Below are 17412 nucleotides of genomic sequence, written 5' to 3'. Positions count from 1 at the left end.
AGTGTCTGTATTTACTCGTATAACACGCCCGCAACTCGATCAATTCTTCAGTACTTATACTCTCGGCGAAGTCGTCGGTTTTGAAGGGATAACGGACGGCATAGACAACACCAATTACTGGGTAACGACTACGCAGGGCAGCTTTGTTCTGACCCTGTTTGAGTCGTTAACTGCCGGGGAATTGCCGCATTTTTTAGAATTACTGGCGCACTTGGGCAAAAACAGCCTGTCTTGTCCTCGTCCGCAGAGCGACCGGCAGGGCAATTCATTGCGTCAGCTTAACGGCAAACCGGCTGCGGTATTTAATCGGCTGTCCGGCGCGGCAATGGCATCGCCTTCTGTTTTGCATTGCCAGGAAATCGGCTTGCAGCTGGCCAGCTTGCATCGCTGTACGCAAGGCTACGTTTTTCCGATAAAAAGCGGCAATGATTTGAGTTGGTGCCAAACGGTGTTGAACAAGATCCGCGTTCATTTATCAACAACCGATCGCGCGCTGATTGATGACGAGCTGGCTTTCCAGGCTGAAAACAACACGGTTAATCTGCCGCGCGGCGTCATTCATGCCGACCTGTTCAGGGATAATGTATTGTTTGCCGATGACCGGCTCAGCGGTTTGCTGGATTTTTACAGTGCCTGCACCGATACCTTGCTGCTTGATGTTGCGATAACGGCTAACGATTGGTGTTGTGATGACGGCAGGGTGAATACCGAAAAATTCACGGCGCTGCTAACTGCTTATGAAAGCCTGAGGCCGCTGGAGCCGCTGGAAAAACGGCACTGGCCGACGTTGCTTCGGGCGGCGGCGCTGCGTTTCTGGCTGTCTCGCCTGGAACATCAGTGTTATCCGCGTCCCGGCGACATAACACAGCAGAAAGACCCGCTGGTTTTTCGGAGCATACTGCTGCAACATCGGCAACAGACTTATTTATCCAGTAACGTTAATATTTTCAACCCCAGGAGCACAGCATGATCAAAATTTTCCACCTCACCTTTATTTTATTGTCCATTTCCAGCTTTGTCGGCAGGGTCTATTTAGCGGAAAAGCGCCCGGAAATGCTGGAACAAAAATGGATAAAAATCGGGCCGCATGTCATCAACAGCTTATTGCTGCTTACCGGTTTTACGCTGGTTTTTCAAGGTTCCTGGTTTTCAGCCGAGTACGGCTGGATTATCGCTAAGCTTATTGCTTTGGTGGCCTACGTCGGTTTGGGCATTGTCGCTATCAAGAGCCAGGGCGAATTGCGCTGGAAAGCTTTTGCCGGAGCGCTGGCTTGCTTCGTTTATATCGCAGTTGTCGCAGCCACCAAGAATGCCTTCATATTCTTTTAACGGCTGAAAATACAGTTACAAAGAAAACTCAATCTTATTGAGTTGTTGATTTAGCCAAAGAAAAAACATCCTTGCCTTTGGGCAACAGGTTTTATTAAATTCAGGAACTTGGGCGTCGGTTAATGCGGCCCAGCGGGACAGCCGGTTTTTCAGCTGTCCCTGTTCGCTGACCCTAAAATGACCTCCTTCAAACAGCTTGAGTTCCTGCATAGCCTCGTTTCTCAGCACAACGTATACATATCCCATACAACAACTGAATTTCGCAACGCACTCAATAATCTGATCGGCAGCGATAGATCAGCTATTTTTACAATTTTTTTATAACAACCGCGTTACATTAACCTCTCGAAACATTCATAAAGAGAGGCAGTCATGACCTTTATCTACGGCTTGAGCGGCGTGCTCGCATTCGCATTATTCGTTTATCTGCTGGTGGCGTTATTTTACCCGGAGAAATTCTAATGACGGCAAACGGCTTATCGCAAATCACCTTATATTTTATCGTCCTGTTGCTGTTGGCTAAGCCTTTGGGCGTTTATATGGCGGCGGTGTATGAAAATCGCCCGTTACTTCTCAAGCTCATATTGGGGCCTTTGGAAGCAGGGGTTTATCGGTTGATCGGTGTTAACCCGGAACAGGAGATGCGCTGGACAGAATACGCAGCAGCCCTGTTCTGGTTTAATCTGTTCGGCGGGCTGGCGGTGTTTGCATTGCAAATGCTGCAAGCTTTTCTGCCGCTGAACCCGCAACAACTGGGCAATGTCACGGCCGATTCGGCATTCAACACCGCGGTCAGTTTTGCCACCAACACTAATTGGCAGGGTTACGGCGGCGAAACGACGATGAGTTATCTAACCCAGATGCTGGGATTGAGTGTGCAAAACTTTGTCTCGGCGGCCACCGGCATGGCGGTTTTGGTTGCGATGATACGCGGCTTTAAACGCACCCATGCTGACAGTATCGGCAACTTCTGGGCGGACCTGACGCGCGGCACTTTGTATATCCTGCTGCCGCTGTCGTTTGTACTGGCGTTGGTGTTGGTTGGCCAAGGCGTTGTGCAAACCTTCAAACCTTACCAAACCATGCCGTTAGTTGAGCAGGTAGGCACAGCAACGGAAGATTCCACACAAACCTTGGCAGTAGGCCCTGTCGCCTCGCAAATCGCGATCAAACAATTGGGCACGAATGGTGGCGGCTTTTTTAACGCCAATGCTGCGCACCCTTTCGAAAACCCAACGCCATTATCTAATTTTCTGGAAATGCTGGCGATCTTGCTGATACCTGCGGCGCTGTGCCATACCTTCGGCTCGATGGTCGGCGACACGCGCCAGGGCTGGGCCATTTTGTCTGCAATGACGCTGGTGCTGGTCAGTTTAGTATTTCTCGCTGTTGGTCTTGAGCAAGGCGGCAATCCTACGCTGGCTGTGCTTGGAGTTGAGCAAAGCATTGGTATTGACCAATCCGGCGGTAACATGGAAGGCAAGGAAACGCGCTTCGGCATCGTCAATTCCGCGCTGTGGGCGACTGCGACGACCGCGGCATCCAACGGTTCGGTCAATTCCATGCACGATTCCTATACGCCGCTGGGCGGCCTGGTTCCGATGTGGCTGATTCAGCTAGGCGAAGTCATTTTCGGCGGCGTCGGTTCCGGTCTTTACGGCATGCTGGTTTTTGTGCTGATCGCGGTATTTGTTGCCGGTCTGATGATAGGCCGAACCCCAGAGTATCTCGGCAAAAAAATCGAGGCCTTCGAGATAAAAATGGCGGCTATCGTTATTTTAATTCCGGCCTTCTTTATTTTGGGTGGAACGGCGTTGGCGGTCATGGTCGAAACAGGGAAATCAGCGGCCGCCAACCCCGGCGCGCACGGCTTCAGCGAAATTCTTTATGCATTTTCTTCCGCCGCGGGCAACAACGGCAGCGCTTTTGCCGGATTAAGCGCCAACTCGCCGTTTTACAACGTCGCATTAGGCGTCGCGATGCTGGCCGGGCGCTACGGCATTATCATCCCGGTGCTGGCGATTGCCGGTTCATTGGCCGCGAAGAAAACCGTACCGGCTAGCGTCGGCACATTGCCTACGCATACGCCATTATTCGTGATGCTGCTGATCGGCACCGTGATTTTGGTCGGCGCGTTGACGTTTGTTCCCGCTTTGGCGCTGGGGCCGGTGGTCGAGCATTTGATGATGAACGCGGCAAGATAATTAGCTCCGTAGGCCGGAATAAGCCGGTTCGAGCGGCAGCGAGAACTGGCGTTTCCGGCAAACACTGCCCAAATTCGCCGGAAACGCCACCTCGCGCTACGCGCTTGGATGGCCTTATTCCGGCCTACGATTATGAATTCAAGCAATAAGAGAAACAGGCTATGAGCAAGAAACAGCATACGCAACAGTTATTCAACAGTCAGATACTGCTGGATGCGCTAGGCGATACCCTGCGCAAGCTGGCTCCGCAGCAACAATGGAAAAACCCGGTGATGTTCGTGGTCTATATCGGCAGCTTACTGACCACCGGGCTATGGCTGTGGGAGTTGTTTTCAGAGAACAGTACCCAAACCGGTTTCATGTTGGCCGTAACTTTCTGGCTGTGGTTCACGGTGTTGTTCGCCAACTTCGCGGAAAGCGTCGCCGAAGGCCGCAGCAAGGCGCAAGCGGCGGCATTGCGCAGCGCCAAGCGCGACATCATGGCGAAGAAACTGGACGAACCGCGTTACAGTACAGACTACGCCAAAGTCACCAGCACCTCGTTACGGCGCGGCGACATCGTGCTGATTGAGGCGGGGGATTTTGTCCCTGCGGACGGCGAAGTCATCGAAGGCGCTGCCAGTGTCGATGAAAGCGCGATCACCGGCGAAAGCGCGCCGGTGATTCGCGAATCGGGCGGCGATTTTAGCTCGGTAACCGGCGGGACGAGGGTGTTATCCGATTGGTTGGTCGTGCAGATTGTCGTCAATCCCGGCGAGGCCTTCCTGGATCGGATGATTGCGATGGTGGAAAGCGCATCGCGGCAAAAAACGCCTAATGAAATCGCCCTGACCATTTTGTTGGTGGCATTGACGCTGATTTTTTTGCTGGTCACCGTGACCTTGCTGCCGTTTTCCTTATACAGCGTGGAAGTCGCCAAATCCGGTACGCCGGTTTCGATCACCGTGCTGGTGGCGCTGTTGGTCTGCCTGATTCCCACGACTATCGGCGGTTTGCTGTCCGCTATCGGCGTTGCCGGTATCGGCCGGATGATGCAGAAAAACGTGATCGCCACTTCGGGACGGGCCATTGAAGCGGCGGGCGATGTCGATGTGTTGCTGCTGGACAAAACCGGCACGATTACGCTGGGCAACCGCCAGGCTTCGGCTTTTATCCCGATAGGCGAGACTACCGAAAGAGAATTGGCCGATGCCGCGCAACTGGCGACGCTGGCTGACGAAACGCCGGAAGGCCGCAGCATTATCATTCTTGCCAAGCAGAAATTCGGCATTGGCGAGCGCCATATTCACGAACTGGATGCGACGTTTGTCGCCTTCAGCGCACAAACCCGGATGAGCGGCGTCAATATCGGCGAACGCCAGATCCGCAAAGGTGCTGCCGATGCGATTCGCGGCTATGTGGAAGCGCAACAGGCAAAATTCCCGGAGGAAGCGGCTCGAGCCGCCGATATTGTTGCGCGCCGGGGCAGTACACCGCTGTTGGTTGCTGAGGGTGGACGGGTATTAGGCGTTATTGAGCTGAAAGATACAGTCAAGGGCGGCATTAAGGAGCGCTTTGTCGAACTGCGGAATATGGGCATTAAAACGATCATGATCACCGGCGATAACCGCTTGACTGCAGCGGCGATCGCGGCCGAAGCGGGCGTCGATGATTTTCTGGCTGAGGCGACGCCGGAAGCCAAGCTCAAGCTGATCCGCGAGCAGCAAGCCGAAGGCCGACTGGTGGCGATGACCGGCGACGGCACCAATGATGCCCCGGCGTTGGCCCAAGCCGATGTGGCGGTGGCGATGAACTCGGGCACCCAGGCGGCCAAGGAAGCCGGCAACATGGTCGATCTCGACTCCAACCCCACCAAGCTGATCGAGATCGTTGAAACCGGCAAGCAAATGCTGATGACTCGCGGCGCGTTGACCACGTTCAGCCTGGCTAATGACTTGGCCAAGTATTTCGCCATCGTCCCGGCCGCGTTCGCCAGCACTTATCCGCAACTTGGCGCGTTGAATATCATGGGGCTTAGCAGCCCGGACAACGCGATTCTTTCGGCGGTTATTTTTAATGCCCTGATTATTGTCGCCTTGATTCCGTTGGCGCTGAAAGGTGTGGTTTACCGGCCGCGAAATGCGGAAACATTATTGCGCAATAACTTGCTGGTTTATGGCGGCGGCGGTGTTATCGTGCCGTTTATTGGCATTAAGCTGATCGACCTGGGCTTAACTGCGTTAGCGTTCTGATTATTAGGAGATCACTGTGATTAAGCACATCAAGCCCGCTTTACTGATGCTATTGTTCTTTACTGCACTGACCGGCATCGCTTATCCATTGACGGTCACGCTGATCGCGCAAACCGTATTTCCGAACCAAGCCAACGGCAGTTTGCTGGGCAGCGGCGAGCAACCGCTCGGCTCCGAATTAATCGGCCAGGCGTTTAGCCGTCACGAATATTTTTGGGGTCGGCCTTCGGCGACTTCGCCCGTTCCCTATAACGGCAGAGCATCCGGCGGTTCCAATCAAGGGCCTACCAATCCGGCACTGATAGATGCCGTTCAGGCGCGCATCAAAGCCTTGCGCGATGCAGACCCCGGCCATTCGGAAGCAGTGCCTGTGGATTTAGTGACCGCCTCGGCCAGCGGTCTTGATCCGCACATCAGCCCTGCCGCCGCTGCTTATCAAATCAGCCGCGTTGCCAAAGCCAGGCAAATCCCTCCTGACCGCGTGCGCGAACTGGTTGAGCGTTATGCTGAACCACGGCAATGGGGCGTGTTGGGCGAACCCCGTGTTAATGTATTGAAATTAAATTTGGCGCTGGATCATCGCCTTAATGAATGAATTTCCAGTAACGACCGGACTCACGCATGAACGACACCCGACCAGACCCTGACGCCCTGCTTGCCCGTGTAGAGCAGGCGGAAAACCGGCGGCGGCGCGGACGGCTCAAGGTTTTTTTCGGCGCGGCAGCAGGGGTAGGGAAAACCTATGCGATGTTGCTGGCGGCTCAAGCCAAGCGGGATGAAGGCGTCGATGTGGTGGTCGGATTGGTCGAAACCCACGAACGACAGGAAACCGTCGCTTTATTGCAAGGCCTGGATGTGCTGCCGCCCAAGCTGGTGAAACATCGCGGCACGGTGCTGCGCGAGTTTGACCTCGACGGCACGCTGAAACGCCGCCCGACCCTGGTCTTAGTGGACGAATTGGCGCACAGCAACGCCCCCGGTTGCCGCCATCCCAAACGCTGGCAGGATGTCGAAGAATTACTGAATGCCGGCATTGACGTCTACAGCACGCTGAATGTCCAGCATCTGGAAAGTCTCAACGACGATGTCAGCCAGGTAACCGGCGTGCAGGTTAGGGAGACCGTGCCGGATACGATATTTGAGCTGGCCGATGAAGTCGAATTGATCGACTTGCCGCCCGATGAATTGCTGCGGCGGCTCAAGGAGGGCAAAGTGTATGTGCCGCAACAGGCGGAACGGGCGATGCGCAATTTCTTCCGCAAAGGCAACCTGATTGCCTTGCGCGAGTTGTCCTTGCGGCTGACCGCCGATCGGGTCGATGCGCAAATGCAAGACTACCGGGACGACCATGCGATACGCGATGTGTGGCCGGTCGGCGACCGGATATTGGTGTGCATAGGCCCCGACGCTCTGGCCGAACGGTTGGTGCGCGCCGCCAAGCGCCTAGCGACCAGCCTGCACGCCCATTGGATTGCGGCCTATGTGGAAACGCCGGAGTTGCAACGCCTGCCCGTCGAACGTCGTGATGAGGTATTGCGGGTATTGCGTTTTGCCGAACAGTTGGGCGCCGAAACGGCGACGTTGTCAGGCCCGGACATGAGCAAAGAAATCCTGAATTTCGCCAAAAGCCGCAATGTCACCAAAATCGTGCTGGGCAAGCCTCGCCGCAGAGGTTGGAGGCGCTGGTTGCTGGGCTCGGTCGTCGATACCCTGATCGCGGAAGCGCACAATATTAATGTCCATTTATTGGGAAGCCCGCGCGGCAAAGACAGTTTCGAGCAAAAAACGCCTAAAGGAAAAGTGCCGCGTTCCAGCTATCCCTGGGGACGCGCCAAACGGCGCTGGTTAAATTGGGGCTGGGCGCTGGTTATGACCGGGGGCACGAGCTTTCTTGCCTGGCTCATGTCCGGGAAATTCGAATTGGCTAATCTGGTCATGGTTTATTTGCTGGGCGTGGTTTTTATGGCGGCCCGCTTTGGCCGCGAGGCATCCATCCTGACCTCGGTACTGAGCGTTGCCGCATTCGATTTTCTTTTTGTAAACCCGGTTCATACCTTTGCGGTTGCGGATGTCCAGTATTTAGTGACGTTCGTCATTATGTTGCTGGTCGGACTGATTATCAGCCATCTGACCAGCAACATGCGCTCACAGGCGAAAGTTGCCTCGCACCGGGAGCGGCGCGCCAATGTTCTTTATGCGCTGAGCGAAGAGTTGGCGGCCAGCCGTAACATAGCGGATACTGCGCGAGTCGCAGTGCGCCGTATTCGTGAGGAGTTCGGCGGCGCCAGCGTCCTGCTGTTTCCCGACGATGACGGCCGGATAGTCTATCCGTCGGATCCCCCAGCTCCGGAGTCCCTGCGCGGTTGCGATCTCAGCGTCGCGCAGTGGGTTTTCGATCACGGCCAGATAGCAGGACAAGGCACCGACACCTTGCCCGGCGCCAATGCGGTATTCTTCCCTATTTCCGGCTTTCGCGGCGTCATCGGTGTGCTGGCTTTACGCGCCGCCAATCTGCGCCGGGTGTTTCTGCCCGAACAGCGTCGGCTATTGGATACCTTCATCAGTCAGGTCGGCCAGACCATTGAGCGGGTGCATCTTGCCGAAGAGGCGCAACAGACGCAGCTGCGCATGGAATCAGAGACTTTGCGCAATTCCCTGCTCAGCGCTATTTCCCATGATTTACGCACGCCTTTGGCGTCTATCGTCGGCGCAGCCAGTACCTTGGTGGAGGAGGATGCCCAGCTTGCCCCTTCGGATCGGCAGGAACTGAGCCAGACCATCTATGACGAAGCGCTGCGCATGTCGAACCTGGCTAACAATATTCTGGACATGGCGCGTCTTGATGCAGGACAGGCATCACTGAACCGGCAATGGTATCCGCTGGATGAAATTATCGGCGGAACGTTGACGCGGATGCGCAAGCGACTTAATGATCGAACCGTCAATACCCAGCTGCCGGATGACCTCTGTCTGGTGCGCGTCGATGCGGTACTGATCGAACAGGTGCTGGTCAACCTGCTGGAAAATGCCTGCAAATATACACCCAAAGGCAGTCCTATCGACATTAGCGCCGAGTGCTCCGGCCATATGCTCAAGGTGACGGTAGCGGACCGCGGTCCCGGCATACCGCCGGGAGAAGAGGAACAACTGTTCGATAAGTTCTATCGGGTACACCGGGAGGGTACGCAAAGCGGCGTCGGTTTGGGCCTGGCTATTTGTAAGGCCATCATTATTGCGCATGGCGGCGTTATCGAAGCCGGCAACCGGCCTGGCGGCGGGGCGCAATTCTATTTTCTGCTACCAATAGACGAAGCGCCGCCGCAACTGGCAGCGGAGCAGTTGCAAGATGAGTAACGCCAAGCCTGTCATTGTAGTTATTGAGGACGACCCGCAAATCTGCCGGTTCTTACGTACCAGCTTGAGCGTGCAAGGTTTTCAGGTGATTGAAGCCGGAACCGGCGAACGGGGTTTGGTGGAGATCGGCACCCGAAAACCGGAGCTGGTCATACTCGACCTGGGCTTGCCGGGCATGGACGGCATAGCGGTGATCCGCAAGGTGCGCGAATGGTCCGCCGTGCCGATCATCGTGCTGTCGGCCCGAAGTCAGGAAAGCAACAAGATAGCCGCGCTGGATGCCGGCGCGGACGATTACCTGACCAAGCCGTTCAGCATCGGCGAACTGCTGGCGCGCATGCGCGTCTCGCTGCGCCATGCCGCTCAACTTGCCGGAGGAGACGGCGTCGAAACATTGTTTCATGTCGGCGATTTGCAGGTCGATTTATCCCGCCGCAGCGTGCATATCGGCGACCAAGAGATTCATCTGACCCCCATCGAATACCGGTTGCTGACCGTATTGATTCATCATGCGGGCAAGGTGATGACGCATCGGCAGCTATTGCTGGAGGTTTGGGGACCTGCCTACGTGGAACACGCCCACTATGTACGGATTTACATGGGACAATTGCGCCGGAAACTCGAATCAGACCCCACTCAGCCGCGCTACTTGCTGACCGAAGCGGGTGTGGGGTATCGATTTGCGTGTAGGGAATGAACTCATCGAATGGGATAGATTCGAAATCCAGGCCATGGATGGCTTTGAACTTAGGATGCCTGTATGACGCGCTTACAAATAATCTGACAAAGTAGAATTACAAAGAAAACTCAATTTGACTGAGTTGTTGATCCAGCCAGCCTAAAACATCCTTGCCTTTGCGCAACCGGGTTTCATCAAACTCGGGGATTGGTTGCCGGGTTAACGCCGACCAGCGGGACAGCCGGTTTTTCAGCTGTCCCTGTTCGCTGGCCGTAAAATGATAGCGTTGTGTCAGTTCTGCAAACTGTGCCGGTTCCGGCGCAGTTATCAATTCCGCCAAACGGCTTAACTCCACCAGCAGCAGGGTTTCAATCGTTGCAACATGCGCGGCTATTAATGACGCAACCTGCTTGGGCTGGATGTTTTCGGCGGGCGATGATTCATTATCCGAGATAACTTTCAGGCAGTGGATCAGTTCACCGGTCGAAAACCGCACAGCGGTTTCATAAAACGCAGACGCTTCCATATCGCAAAGATGTTGCCGGTCGTAAACAAGCTGCGGCCTTGATACCGTTTGGATGTTGGCAGTAGGACAAGGCGGCGTGAAAACCAGTGGCGGGTAATAGCTTTTTTGGCTATCAAAATCGGTGATTTTGTCGATTAAAAACAGGCTGCCTACAGCGTGGTCTTTATGTCCGGCGATACCGATATTAATCAGCACCGGATGTTCAACCGAAGCAAACAAAGCCTGGGTATAAGCCACACCGGCAGCCATCGCGCTTTTTCCCAGCCCGCTTACCGTCAGGCAGATGGCCTGATTTAAATACACTGCAAACGGCTGGATCGTCGTATCTTTTTTTAAATTGAAATGCTCGACCAGCGGCTTGGCTTCGCAGGGCAGCGCGGCGTAGATAAAAATTCGGGGCGGGGTTTGTTGCATGATTCAGGATGGTTAGTTAATTATCAGACGGTCCAATTTCAAGCATCATTATCCCTTAAGCAATGCAATAAGCAAATCACCGGCCAGCGCCAGCGCTTTTAGCACTTGCCGATTCGGGAGTCTTGCAACTCGGCTCTAATAGATCGGTTTTTTGAATCAAATTGTCCATGATAATCGCTTGAGCCTTGGCTTCAGCTTCGGTGATTTCATCGGCAAAGATATCCGTCTGATACTCCGGGCTGGTCACTGTAGCCAGTGAAGTGTCCAATGGCCGATCCAATTCCCTGACGTCGATTGAGGTCACGGTGGACAGTCCCGGGCGAAGGGGGTATTTCAGTATCTCGTCTTTTTTCAATGCGATGCGAACGGGAATACGTTCCACGATATGAATAAAATTTCCGGCGGCGTTATTGGGCGGCAATAACGCAAAAACACTGCCGGTGCCCGGTACCAAGCCCTCAACCGTTCCGTGATAGATATGGCTGTCCCCGTAGAGATCGACGATAATCTCTGCCGGCTGGCCGGGGCGTATCCGCGCTATCTCTGTTTCCCGCAAATTCGCCTCCACCCACAGATGCTCCAAAGGGACAATCGTCATTAGCGGATCACCGGGCTGAACCCGGTTGCCGACCTGAGCCTTGCGCATCGATACATAGCCGGAAACCGGAGCATGGATTTGCTGCCGGGAATAGTCAAGATAAGCGGCGATGAATTTATATTTGGCCGCTTCTACGTCCGGGTGCAAGATTTTACTGGTGCCTCCCACTTTCGCTTCTATGGATTTAAGTTCCGCGTCGGCTTCCCGCATCTCGGCTTCCAGGGCCGTCACTTGGTCTTCGGCATTTTGCACAACCTGCTCGGACACTGCGCCGGTTGGCAGCGCCCGCCGAAACCGAAGCACATCATGGCGGACACGGGCCAGCCGGGCAGAGCGGGCAAGCAGTTTCTGGCACAGTTGCTGATGCGTGGAAAAAACCGCCCCGATATCGCGCACCACCTGTCCCAGCTCGCCTCTACGCTGGCCCAACGCGGTTTGCGCACGATGCTCATCAAGGCGGATTAGCAGATCCCCCTTGTTCACATACTGACTCTCCTCGACCAGTACCTGTGTGACGATACCCGTTGCATCCGCTTCCACCGGAATAAGGTTGCCGGCGACGAACGCATTGTGGCTTACCACCCGGAAACGATAGTTGAACCACCAATGACCGGCGTAAGCCAAAGCGGCTATGGTCATTACCAGTGCGACGATTAATAGATAGCGGTTGCGTCGGGCGCGAATAATCTTGGGTTGAGTTGTCATAGGTAGTTATATCGGCAGTGCCATATTATTATTTTTAATACGAATCCATCCGCTCAAGGCTTCCATTAAATCGACCATGGCCACCAGCCGGGCTGTTTTTGTTCGGGATTCTGATCGGTCGTTCGCAGATCGTTGACGTACCCTCCGCCTAGCGCTTCCATCACATCCACCATTGCCAGCAGCTTATCGGCTTCCAGCGTTTTCAACGCATATTCCTGGTCCAGCACGGCATGTTGGCGGGTCAGCATCGCCCGGCGATCATCCAGGCCAGTGCGAAAGCGCACTTCAGAGAAACTCAGGTTTTCATGTTGCGCAGATAGCGAGCGGCCTTGCGCTTCGAGGATGGCGCTGGTTTCCCGCCAGCGGCTCAGACTATCGGCGACCTCCTGCACGGCATGCAGCAAGGTTTCATTATAAAGCTCCACGGCGACATCGTACTCGGCCCGTTGCGCCGATAATTCCCCGCGCAGACGTCCGCCTTCGAATAAGGGGAGCCGTAGGCCCGGCGCGACGCCATAGGAAAAGCTGGAACCTGAGAACAGCAGGTTGGCCAGAGAGCTTCCTCCTTGCGATGTCAGCCTGAGGGCGTTCACGCCGACAAATGTCGTCAGGTCGACGGTCGGCAGGAAGCTGGCTTTGGCCATCTTGACCCTTTGCGCCGCCGCCTCGGCTCGGTGAAGCGCCGAGGCCAAGTCAGGGCGCTGGCCGAGCAGCTCCAGCGGAAGTTGTGTCGGCAAGCGTAACTTTTCCGAGCTGAGAAGAGTATCGGTAAACAGCTTTTGCGTCGAGTCGGGGCCTTTACCTATCAGGCGGGCCAACAGGTTCCGCTGAATATCCAGCTGAACCCGGATACCGGCTTCGCGTTTATTGATATGCTCTAATTCAATATTGGCCTGTTTAACCAAATCGCCGGAATCCAGACCCAACCGCAGGCGTGTCTGGTCCATACTGAGCAAATCGCGGCGCAACTTAGCCATGTCCTGCGCCAGGTCGAGCTGCTGGCGCAGTGCCATGCCATGGATATAGGACCTGGCAATTGCGCCGGTCAAATGAAGCAGAGTCTCGGCCTGTTGCGCTTTCTCGGCTGCCTCTTCGCCCAGAGACGCTTCCAGCGCGGCGCGATTTTTTCCCCAGAAATCGAACTGGTAGCGCAGGCTCAAGGGATTTATAAAGGCTGAAACAAAATTCTCGCCCCGCAACACCACATTGAAACCATTTTCCGAAAAACGGCCCACTTCCATACCTGCGGTCGCATCCAGGAATGGCAGCAGCCTCGCGCCTTCCACGCGAACCATGGCTTGCGCTTGATGCAGCCTTGCAGCTGCCACTTTCAAGCCGATGTTGTCCTGTAGCGCGGTATCCATCAGGCCGTTGAGTTCTGCGCAGCCGAATTCACGCCACCAGCGTTCAGGCGGCCAATGCCCGGCAGGCGCAACCGGCTCCCGTCCCGGATGGGATAGCGTATGTTCCATGGGTGGGGTTTTCAGAAACTCGGCAGGCTTGTCTCCCTGAGGTATCCAGGCACAACCGGATATCAACAGCATATATACGAGCAATCCAAAACGCAGCCGTTGGTTGGGTGTGAATTGACGAATCATGGTTCTTCCATTATTTCTTCCGCCCGAATATCGGCTAAATCTTTCGCCAGAGTTGGATGAACTGGTGGGTGGGTAGGATAGGCCAGCCATACCAGTCCGGCCATGCCAAGAAAGAGGTAGCTTGCCAGCAAAAAGGCGTCGTTGAGTGCCAAAAGGGTTGCCTGCTGCTTGAGGACGGCCAGAAGCTTGCGATTGATCATGCCGGAGTCAAGGCCGGACGCTGCCAATCTCGAAGAAAGCTCTTGCAGTACATCGATTGAAGCGAACTGCCGTCCTCCGAAATGATCCGCCAATTGAAGCTGATGAAAAGGGCTACGCCGAAACACCACGATACCTTGCAAGGTGATGCCGATTGCGCCGGAAACGACTCTCAGCAGCCCCGACTCTTCGGCCGCGCGCATCTGCTGCTTACCGGACAGCCCGTGCAGCGTCAGTCGGGTTAGCGGCACGAAGAACGAACCCAGGAAAAAGCCGAGCAGCAACATTGGCCAAAAAATTTGGTCGAATGAGCCGGGATCATCGAACAAACCCAGCCAGTAAAAGGTCAAGGAAAAGCCAAGCAAATTGACACAGGCCAGCAGGCGGGCGTCGATATTTTTCGGCAGCACATGCATTGCCAGCGTCACTGGCAATGCAAGCAGGATCATCGGCAGATAGGCCATGCCCGCCAGAGACGAAGAATATCCCAGCAATAACTGAAGCTGGACGATAAACACAGACAGTAGTCCCTGTATTGAAAGAAACCCGAGCATCAGGCAAAGTACGCCTATCGTAAAATTGCGCTGTGAAAAAAGGCGTACGCTGAATGCCGGATGGCGTTCGCCGAGCTCCCAGATGATGAAGCAGGGCAATACGATAATCAGCATAATCAAGGTGTTGCGCAGGATCGGCGAATCCAGCCAGTCGAAATCGTTGCCCAGGTTCAGGATGGTCTGCAAGCCTCCCAGAATCAAGGCCAGCAGAATAAAGCCGATGCTGTCGAAACGAATGTGGCTGCGTTCAAATCCCCGTCCGGCAAGCAACGAACCTGTAATCCCGGCGATGGCCAGGCCCAGGGGGACATTCAGGTAAAACAGGTAACGCCAGCCCAGTTCGTCGGCGATCAGGCCGCCTATCGGAAAGCTGAGGGTAAAGGGCATCAGCGTGACCAGTCCCCATATTCCCAAACCCAGCATTTTCCGGCCGTCCGGGTACTCCTTCAACATCAAGGACTGGCCGATATAGAGCGTAATCCCGCCTGAAAAGCCGAGCAGGACGCGTCCCGGAACAAACAGCCATAAGCTCTGGCTGACGGCGCACAGATAGGACGCGAAGGCATACACGACAAACGCCGTGCTGAACAAGCGATAGTCTCCGAACCGGCCTGACAGCCAACGGGCGATAGGAAAGGCCAGTGCCAGCGCAACAATGAAGTACGTCTGGCCCCAGGTGCCAAAGCTCGGGAATACGCCGCCCAGATCGCCGGCCACATGCGGCAGCAGCGCAATATAGGCCCCGACATTAAACAGTACGGCGATATGGCCCAAGCTGAGCGCGACATTAAACAGGATAAAACGCCAGCCGCGCAGGCGCTTGGCGTAGGCGATAGTCATAGTGCTGTCTTGTCAACCGCTGCCTGGAACTTGCTGTCGGGGGCGTCGTGCGGCAGCCCAAGGTTGCCGAATGCTTGAGTAAGCAGTTGTGTACCCATCAAGGACACAAGCTGTTTGAACTTTTCGGCATCTTGGCTGAGCAGCGTTTGTGGCGAATCCTCGGCAGAGAAGGTTCGTGCGCGGGTCCTTCCGATAACTTGCCGGGTTTTGGGATCGATCAGTTTGACCAGTACCTGCAACGATGTTTGCGCGTTAAAGATTCTATAACTCCCGATGCCCACTTCCAACAGTGCATCCACCTGTTCCAGGTCGGACGGCCGGTAAGCGACGGATGAAATGTCCTGGCCGTACCATTGCTCAATGGCATCATGCCAGTTGCCGGGATTTGCATTGCGATCTTTGCTTGCCATAGGAAGACGGGAAGGCTGATTGCTCAGCTTTGCCTTGATCCTATCGCCATTCAATTGCGCGACCGCTTGCTGCGCCAATGCAAGGCTTGGCGTCCAGCTATCGGCAGGTTCATGGAGTGCGGATTCTTCCATTGAGGCTGTGGTTCGGTACGCATCGGCTGCCGGCACAACTTCATCCTTGCTCACCATGCCGGCGATGAGTATTCCGCCGGGATGTTGGTAGATTTTTTCCTCCAGGTACAGATGCGATGGCATGGCTTGATATTGAAACTGGTTATACACCGGAAACCGGGTTTCTATCAGGTCGGGAATGACCTCAAGCGGCGGCGATTCCACCGAGGTCACAAGAATTTTTCGCAGCTCACTCACTTTGGCGGTTGGCGGTGTAATCGGCGCGGCAACGCAAGCGCTCAATATAAACAGTACCGGAAGCAATAAGCCGCAGTTTTTGCCGGTCGGCAACAAACGCCGCACATGTCGTATCTTTTCAAAAAAATGGCCGATGTATGCTGCATTCAACAGCTTGTAGTAAAAAGGGATAATCACAGCCAGTTGTTCACCGACTGTTTTGCTTTGTTCATTCCGCCGAGCGGTTAGATTATTTCGTGTCATGTTTCTTCTCCAGGCTGATCTAAAAATATGGCGACAAGAGAGTTTTAATTAACAATATAAGAAGTATAGATGTATAAGGCAAACGATATTTATTGGACATTAGTATCGATATATCCGATATTAATGCCATGGATATAGATCAAATCAGAACTTTTTTGGCAGTAGTCGCCAACGGCAGTTTTCTTGAAGCGGCCAACCGGCTGCATGTGACGCAATCGACGGTAAGCACGCGCATTCAGCGGCTGGAATCCTATCTTGGCGCTATCCTGTTTGTGCGCAATCGCTCCGGCGCCGTATTAACGCTGCCAGGCCATCGCTTTTTGCGTCATGCCAAATCCCTGTTATTAACGCTGGAACAGGCACGGCATGATATTGGCCTGCCCAGTCGTTACCGGGCCAGCATTACAGTGGGCGCGCGGATTGCTTTATGGGAAGAGATGCTGCCCCGATGGGTTGGCGCATTGCGAAAGCAGGCTCCGGATGTATCGATCCGTAGCGAAATCGGTTTTGAAGAAGACCTGATGCGAGGGCTTATTGAAGGCAGGATAGATGTGGGTTTGATGTATACGCCGCAGCATAACCCCGGTCTCCAGATTGAACATCTGTTTGATGAAACGTTGGTGTTGATGACCACCGATCCGGCTAAGCCGTGGCCCAATGAGGATTACGTCTATGTAGATTGGGGGCCGGCATTTTATGCTCAACACTCCAGCAATTACCCTGATCTGGAGCGCCCGCCGCAGGTAGTCAATATCGGCTGGCTGGGGGTGCAGTTAATCATCAGCAACGGCGGCTCATGTTTTCTGCCGATACGCATGGCCGCGCCTTTAATCCAGGCCGAAAAATTATTCCATGTGCCAGGCAGTCTCCGATTCAGGTTGCCGGTGTACATGGTTTTTCCGCGCGACAGCGATTCGGTCGTGTTGCAACAGGTGGTGGATAGCTTGCGTCTATTGGCTGTTATCGAGCAGCAAAAAGCAGTTACTGAATAGGCCGTAATTGTCTGAATTTTAAACTTGATTAAGGGCGACACAGAGCAATGAAAGCGATAATCTTGCGTATACAGGTCAAAGTTGCCCTGTTTTAAGATAGAATTTCATCCAGGCCTTCGTTAACGGCGGTAATCTAAACGGAGGCTCGATCAATTCAGTCAAGTAAAG

15 protein-coding genes are annotated in these 17412 nt (G+C 54.5%); 9 read left to right on the top strand and 6 right to left on the bottom strand.

What is annotated here, in order from left to right:
* The first annotated feature begins 1 nt into the window (after position 1).
* On the top strand, positions 2-970 hold the full coding sequence (locus tag M0R47_RS03295) for a homoserine kinase (RefSeq protein ID WP_292550271.1): 969 nt from the start codon (positions 2-4) through the stop codon (positions 968-970).
* A complete protein-coding gene (locus M0R47_RS03290) occupies positions 967-1329 on the top strand; it encodes a SirB2 family protein (RefSeq protein WP_292550269.1) in 363 nt (120 codons plus the stop codon). The genes M0R47_RS03295 and M0R47_RS03290 overlap by 4 nt, the downstream gene beginning before the upstream one ends.
* A gap of 15 nt (positions 1330-1344) precedes the next feature.
* Here M0R47_RS03290 and M0R47_RS03285 read toward each other — a convergent pair whose 3' ends face one another.
* Complete coding sequence (locus tag M0R47_RS03285; protein WP_292550266.1) at positions 1345-1575, bottom strand: hypothetical protein; 231 nt, start codon at positions 1573-1575, stop codon at positions 1345-1347.
* A gap of 126 nt (positions 1576-1701) precedes the next feature.
* Between M0R47_RS03285 and kdpF the strand changes: the two genes are divergently transcribed.
* The 6 genes from kdpF to M0R47_RS03255 all read left to right on the top strand — a co-directional run bounded on the left by kdpF (position 1702) and on the right by M0R47_RS03255 (position 9815).
* On the top strand, positions 1702-1791 hold the full coding sequence (kdpF, locus tag M0R47_RS03280) for a K(+)-transporting ATPase subunit F (RefSeq protein WP_292550263.1): 90 nt from the start codon (positions 1702-1704) through the stop codon (positions 1789-1791).
* Positions 1791-3533: a potassium-transporting ATPase subunit KdpA gene (kdpA, locus tag M0R47_RS03275; protein ID WP_292550261.1), complete on the top strand. Its 1743-nt coding sequence runs from the start codon at positions 1791-1793 to the stop codon at positions 3531-3533. The genes kdpF and kdpA overlap by 1 nt, the downstream gene beginning before the upstream one ends.
* 161 nt (positions 3534-3694) lie before the next feature.
* Positions 3695-5764 (top strand): potassium-transporting ATPase subunit KdpB, encoded by a 2070-nt coding sequence (gene kdpB, locus M0R47_RS03270; RefSeq protein WP_292550258.1) that lies wholly within the window; start codon positions 3695-3697, stop codon positions 5762-5764.
* A 16-nt stretch (positions 5765-5780) separates the two neighbouring features.
* A complete protein-coding gene (gene kdpC / locus M0R47_RS03265) occupies positions 5781-6359 on the top strand; it encodes a potassium-transporting ATPase subunit KdpC (protein WP_366513160.1) in 579 nt (192 codons plus the stop codon).
* Positions 6360-6385: 26 nt separating this feature from the next.
* On the top strand, positions 6386-9118 hold the full coding sequence (locus M0R47_RS03260; protein WP_292550256.1) for a sensor histidine kinase KdpD: 2733 nt from the start codon (positions 6386-6388) through the stop codon (positions 9116-9118).
* Positions 9111-9815, top strand: a complete 705-nt coding sequence (locus tag M0R47_RS03255) for a response regulator (protein WP_292550252.1) — start codon at positions 9111-9113, stop codon at positions 9813-9815. The genes M0R47_RS03260 and M0R47_RS03255 overlap by 8 nt, the downstream gene beginning before the upstream one ends.
* A 97-nt stretch (positions 9816-9912) precedes the next feature.
* On the opposite strand, the gene M0R47_RS03250 is transcribed toward M0R47_RS03255, so the two are convergent.
* From M0R47_RS03250 to M0R47_RS03230, 5 genes are all read right to left on the bottom strand, one after another.
* A complete protein-coding gene (locus M0R47_RS03250; protein WP_292550249.1) occupies positions 9913-10737 on the bottom strand; it encodes a hypothetical protein in 825 nt (274 codons plus the stop codon).
* 76 nt (positions 10738-10813) lie between these two features.
* Positions 10814-12040: an HlyD family secretion protein gene (locus M0R47_RS03245; RefSeq protein ID WP_292550246.1), complete on the bottom strand. Its 1227-nt coding sequence runs from the start codon at positions 12038-12040 to the stop codon at positions 10814-10816.
* Positions 12041-12105: 65 nt separating this feature from the next.
* Complete coding sequence (locus M0R47_RS03240) at positions 12106-13638, bottom strand: efflux transporter outer membrane subunit (RefSeq protein ID WP_292550244.1); 1533 nt, start codon at positions 13636-13638, stop codon at positions 12106-12108.
* Positions 13635-15230 (bottom strand): DHA2 family efflux MFS transporter permease subunit, encoded by a 1596-nt coding sequence (locus tag M0R47_RS03235; protein ID WP_292550241.1) that lies wholly within the window; start codon positions 15228-15230, stop codon positions 13635-13637. The genes M0R47_RS03240 and M0R47_RS03235 overlap by 4 nt, the downstream gene beginning before the upstream one ends.
* On the bottom strand, positions 15227-16252 hold the full coding sequence (locus M0R47_RS03230; protein WP_292550238.1) for a hypothetical protein: 1026 nt from the start codon (positions 16250-16252) through the stop codon (positions 15227-15229). The genes M0R47_RS03235 and M0R47_RS03230 overlap by 4 nt, the downstream gene beginning before the upstream one ends.
* Before the next feature lie 92 nt (positions 16253-16344).
* On the opposite strand from M0R47_RS03230, the gene M0R47_RS03225 reads away from it, so the two are divergent.
* Positions 16345-17244 (top strand): LysR family transcriptional regulator, encoded by a 900-nt coding sequence (locus M0R47_RS03225; protein ID WP_292550235.1) that lies wholly within the window; start codon positions 16345-16347, stop codon positions 17242-17244.
* The last annotated feature ends 168 nt before the right edge of the window (positions 17245-17412 follow it).

Origin of the sequence: Methylobacter sp. (genome assembly GCF_023227905.1) — a bacterium.
Classification (GTDB): domain Bacteria; phylum Pseudomonadota; class Gammaproteobacteria; order Methylococcales; family Methylomonadaceae; genus Methylobacter_A.
The sequence above is the reverse complement of the archived record's forward strand: the minus strand, read 5'-3'. Positions and strand labels throughout refer to the sequence as shown.

Bases quoted from the DNA above. Each gene is read 5' to 3' on its own strand.
- M0R47_RS03250 (WP_292550249.1), bottom strand. From the start codon at position 10,737: ATGCAACAAACCCCGCCCCGAATTTTTATCTACGCCGCGCTGCCCTGC.
- M0R47_RS03290 (WP_292550269.1), top strand. From the start codon at position 967: ATGATCAAAATTTTCCACCTCACCTTTATTTTATTGTCCATTTCCAGC.
- M0R47_RS03245 (WP_292550246.1), bottom strand. From the start codon at position 12,040: ATGACAACTCAACCCAAGATTATTCGCGCCCGACGCAACCGCTATCTA.
- M0R47_RS03260 (WP_292550256.1), top strand. From the start codon at position 6,386: ATGAACGACACCCGACCAGACCCTGACGCCCTGCTTGCCCGTGTAGAG.
- M0R47_RS03285 (WP_292550266.1), bottom strand. From the start codon at position 1,575: ATGGGATATGTATACGTTGTGCTGAGAAACGAGGCTATGCAGGAACTC.
- M0R47_RS03235 (WP_292550241.1), bottom strand. From the start codon at position 15,230: ATGACTATCGCCTACGCCAAGCGCCTGCGCGGCTGGCGTTTTATCCTG.
- kdpA (WP_292550261.1), top strand. From the start codon at position 1,791: ATGACGGCAAACGGCTTATCGCAAATCACCTTATATTTTATCGTCCTG.
- M0R47_RS03240 (WP_292550244.1), bottom strand. From the start codon at position 13,638: ATGATTCGTCAATTCACACCCAACCAACGGCTGCGTTTTGGATTGCTC.
- kdpB (WP_292550258.1), top strand. From the start codon at position 3,695: ATGAGCAAGAAACAGCATACGCAACAGTTATTCAACAGTCAGATACTG.
- M0R47_RS03230 (WP_292550238.1), bottom strand. From the start codon at position 16,252: ATGACACGAAATAATCTAACCGCTCGGCGGAATGAACAAAGCAAAACA.
- M0R47_RS03255 (WP_292550252.1), top strand. From the start codon at position 9,111: ATGAGTAACGCCAAGCCTGTCATTGTAGTTATTGAGGACGACCCGCAA.
- kdpF (WP_292550263.1), top strand. From the start codon at position 1,702: ATGACCTTTATCTACGGCTTGAGCGGCGTGCTCGCATTCGCATTATTC.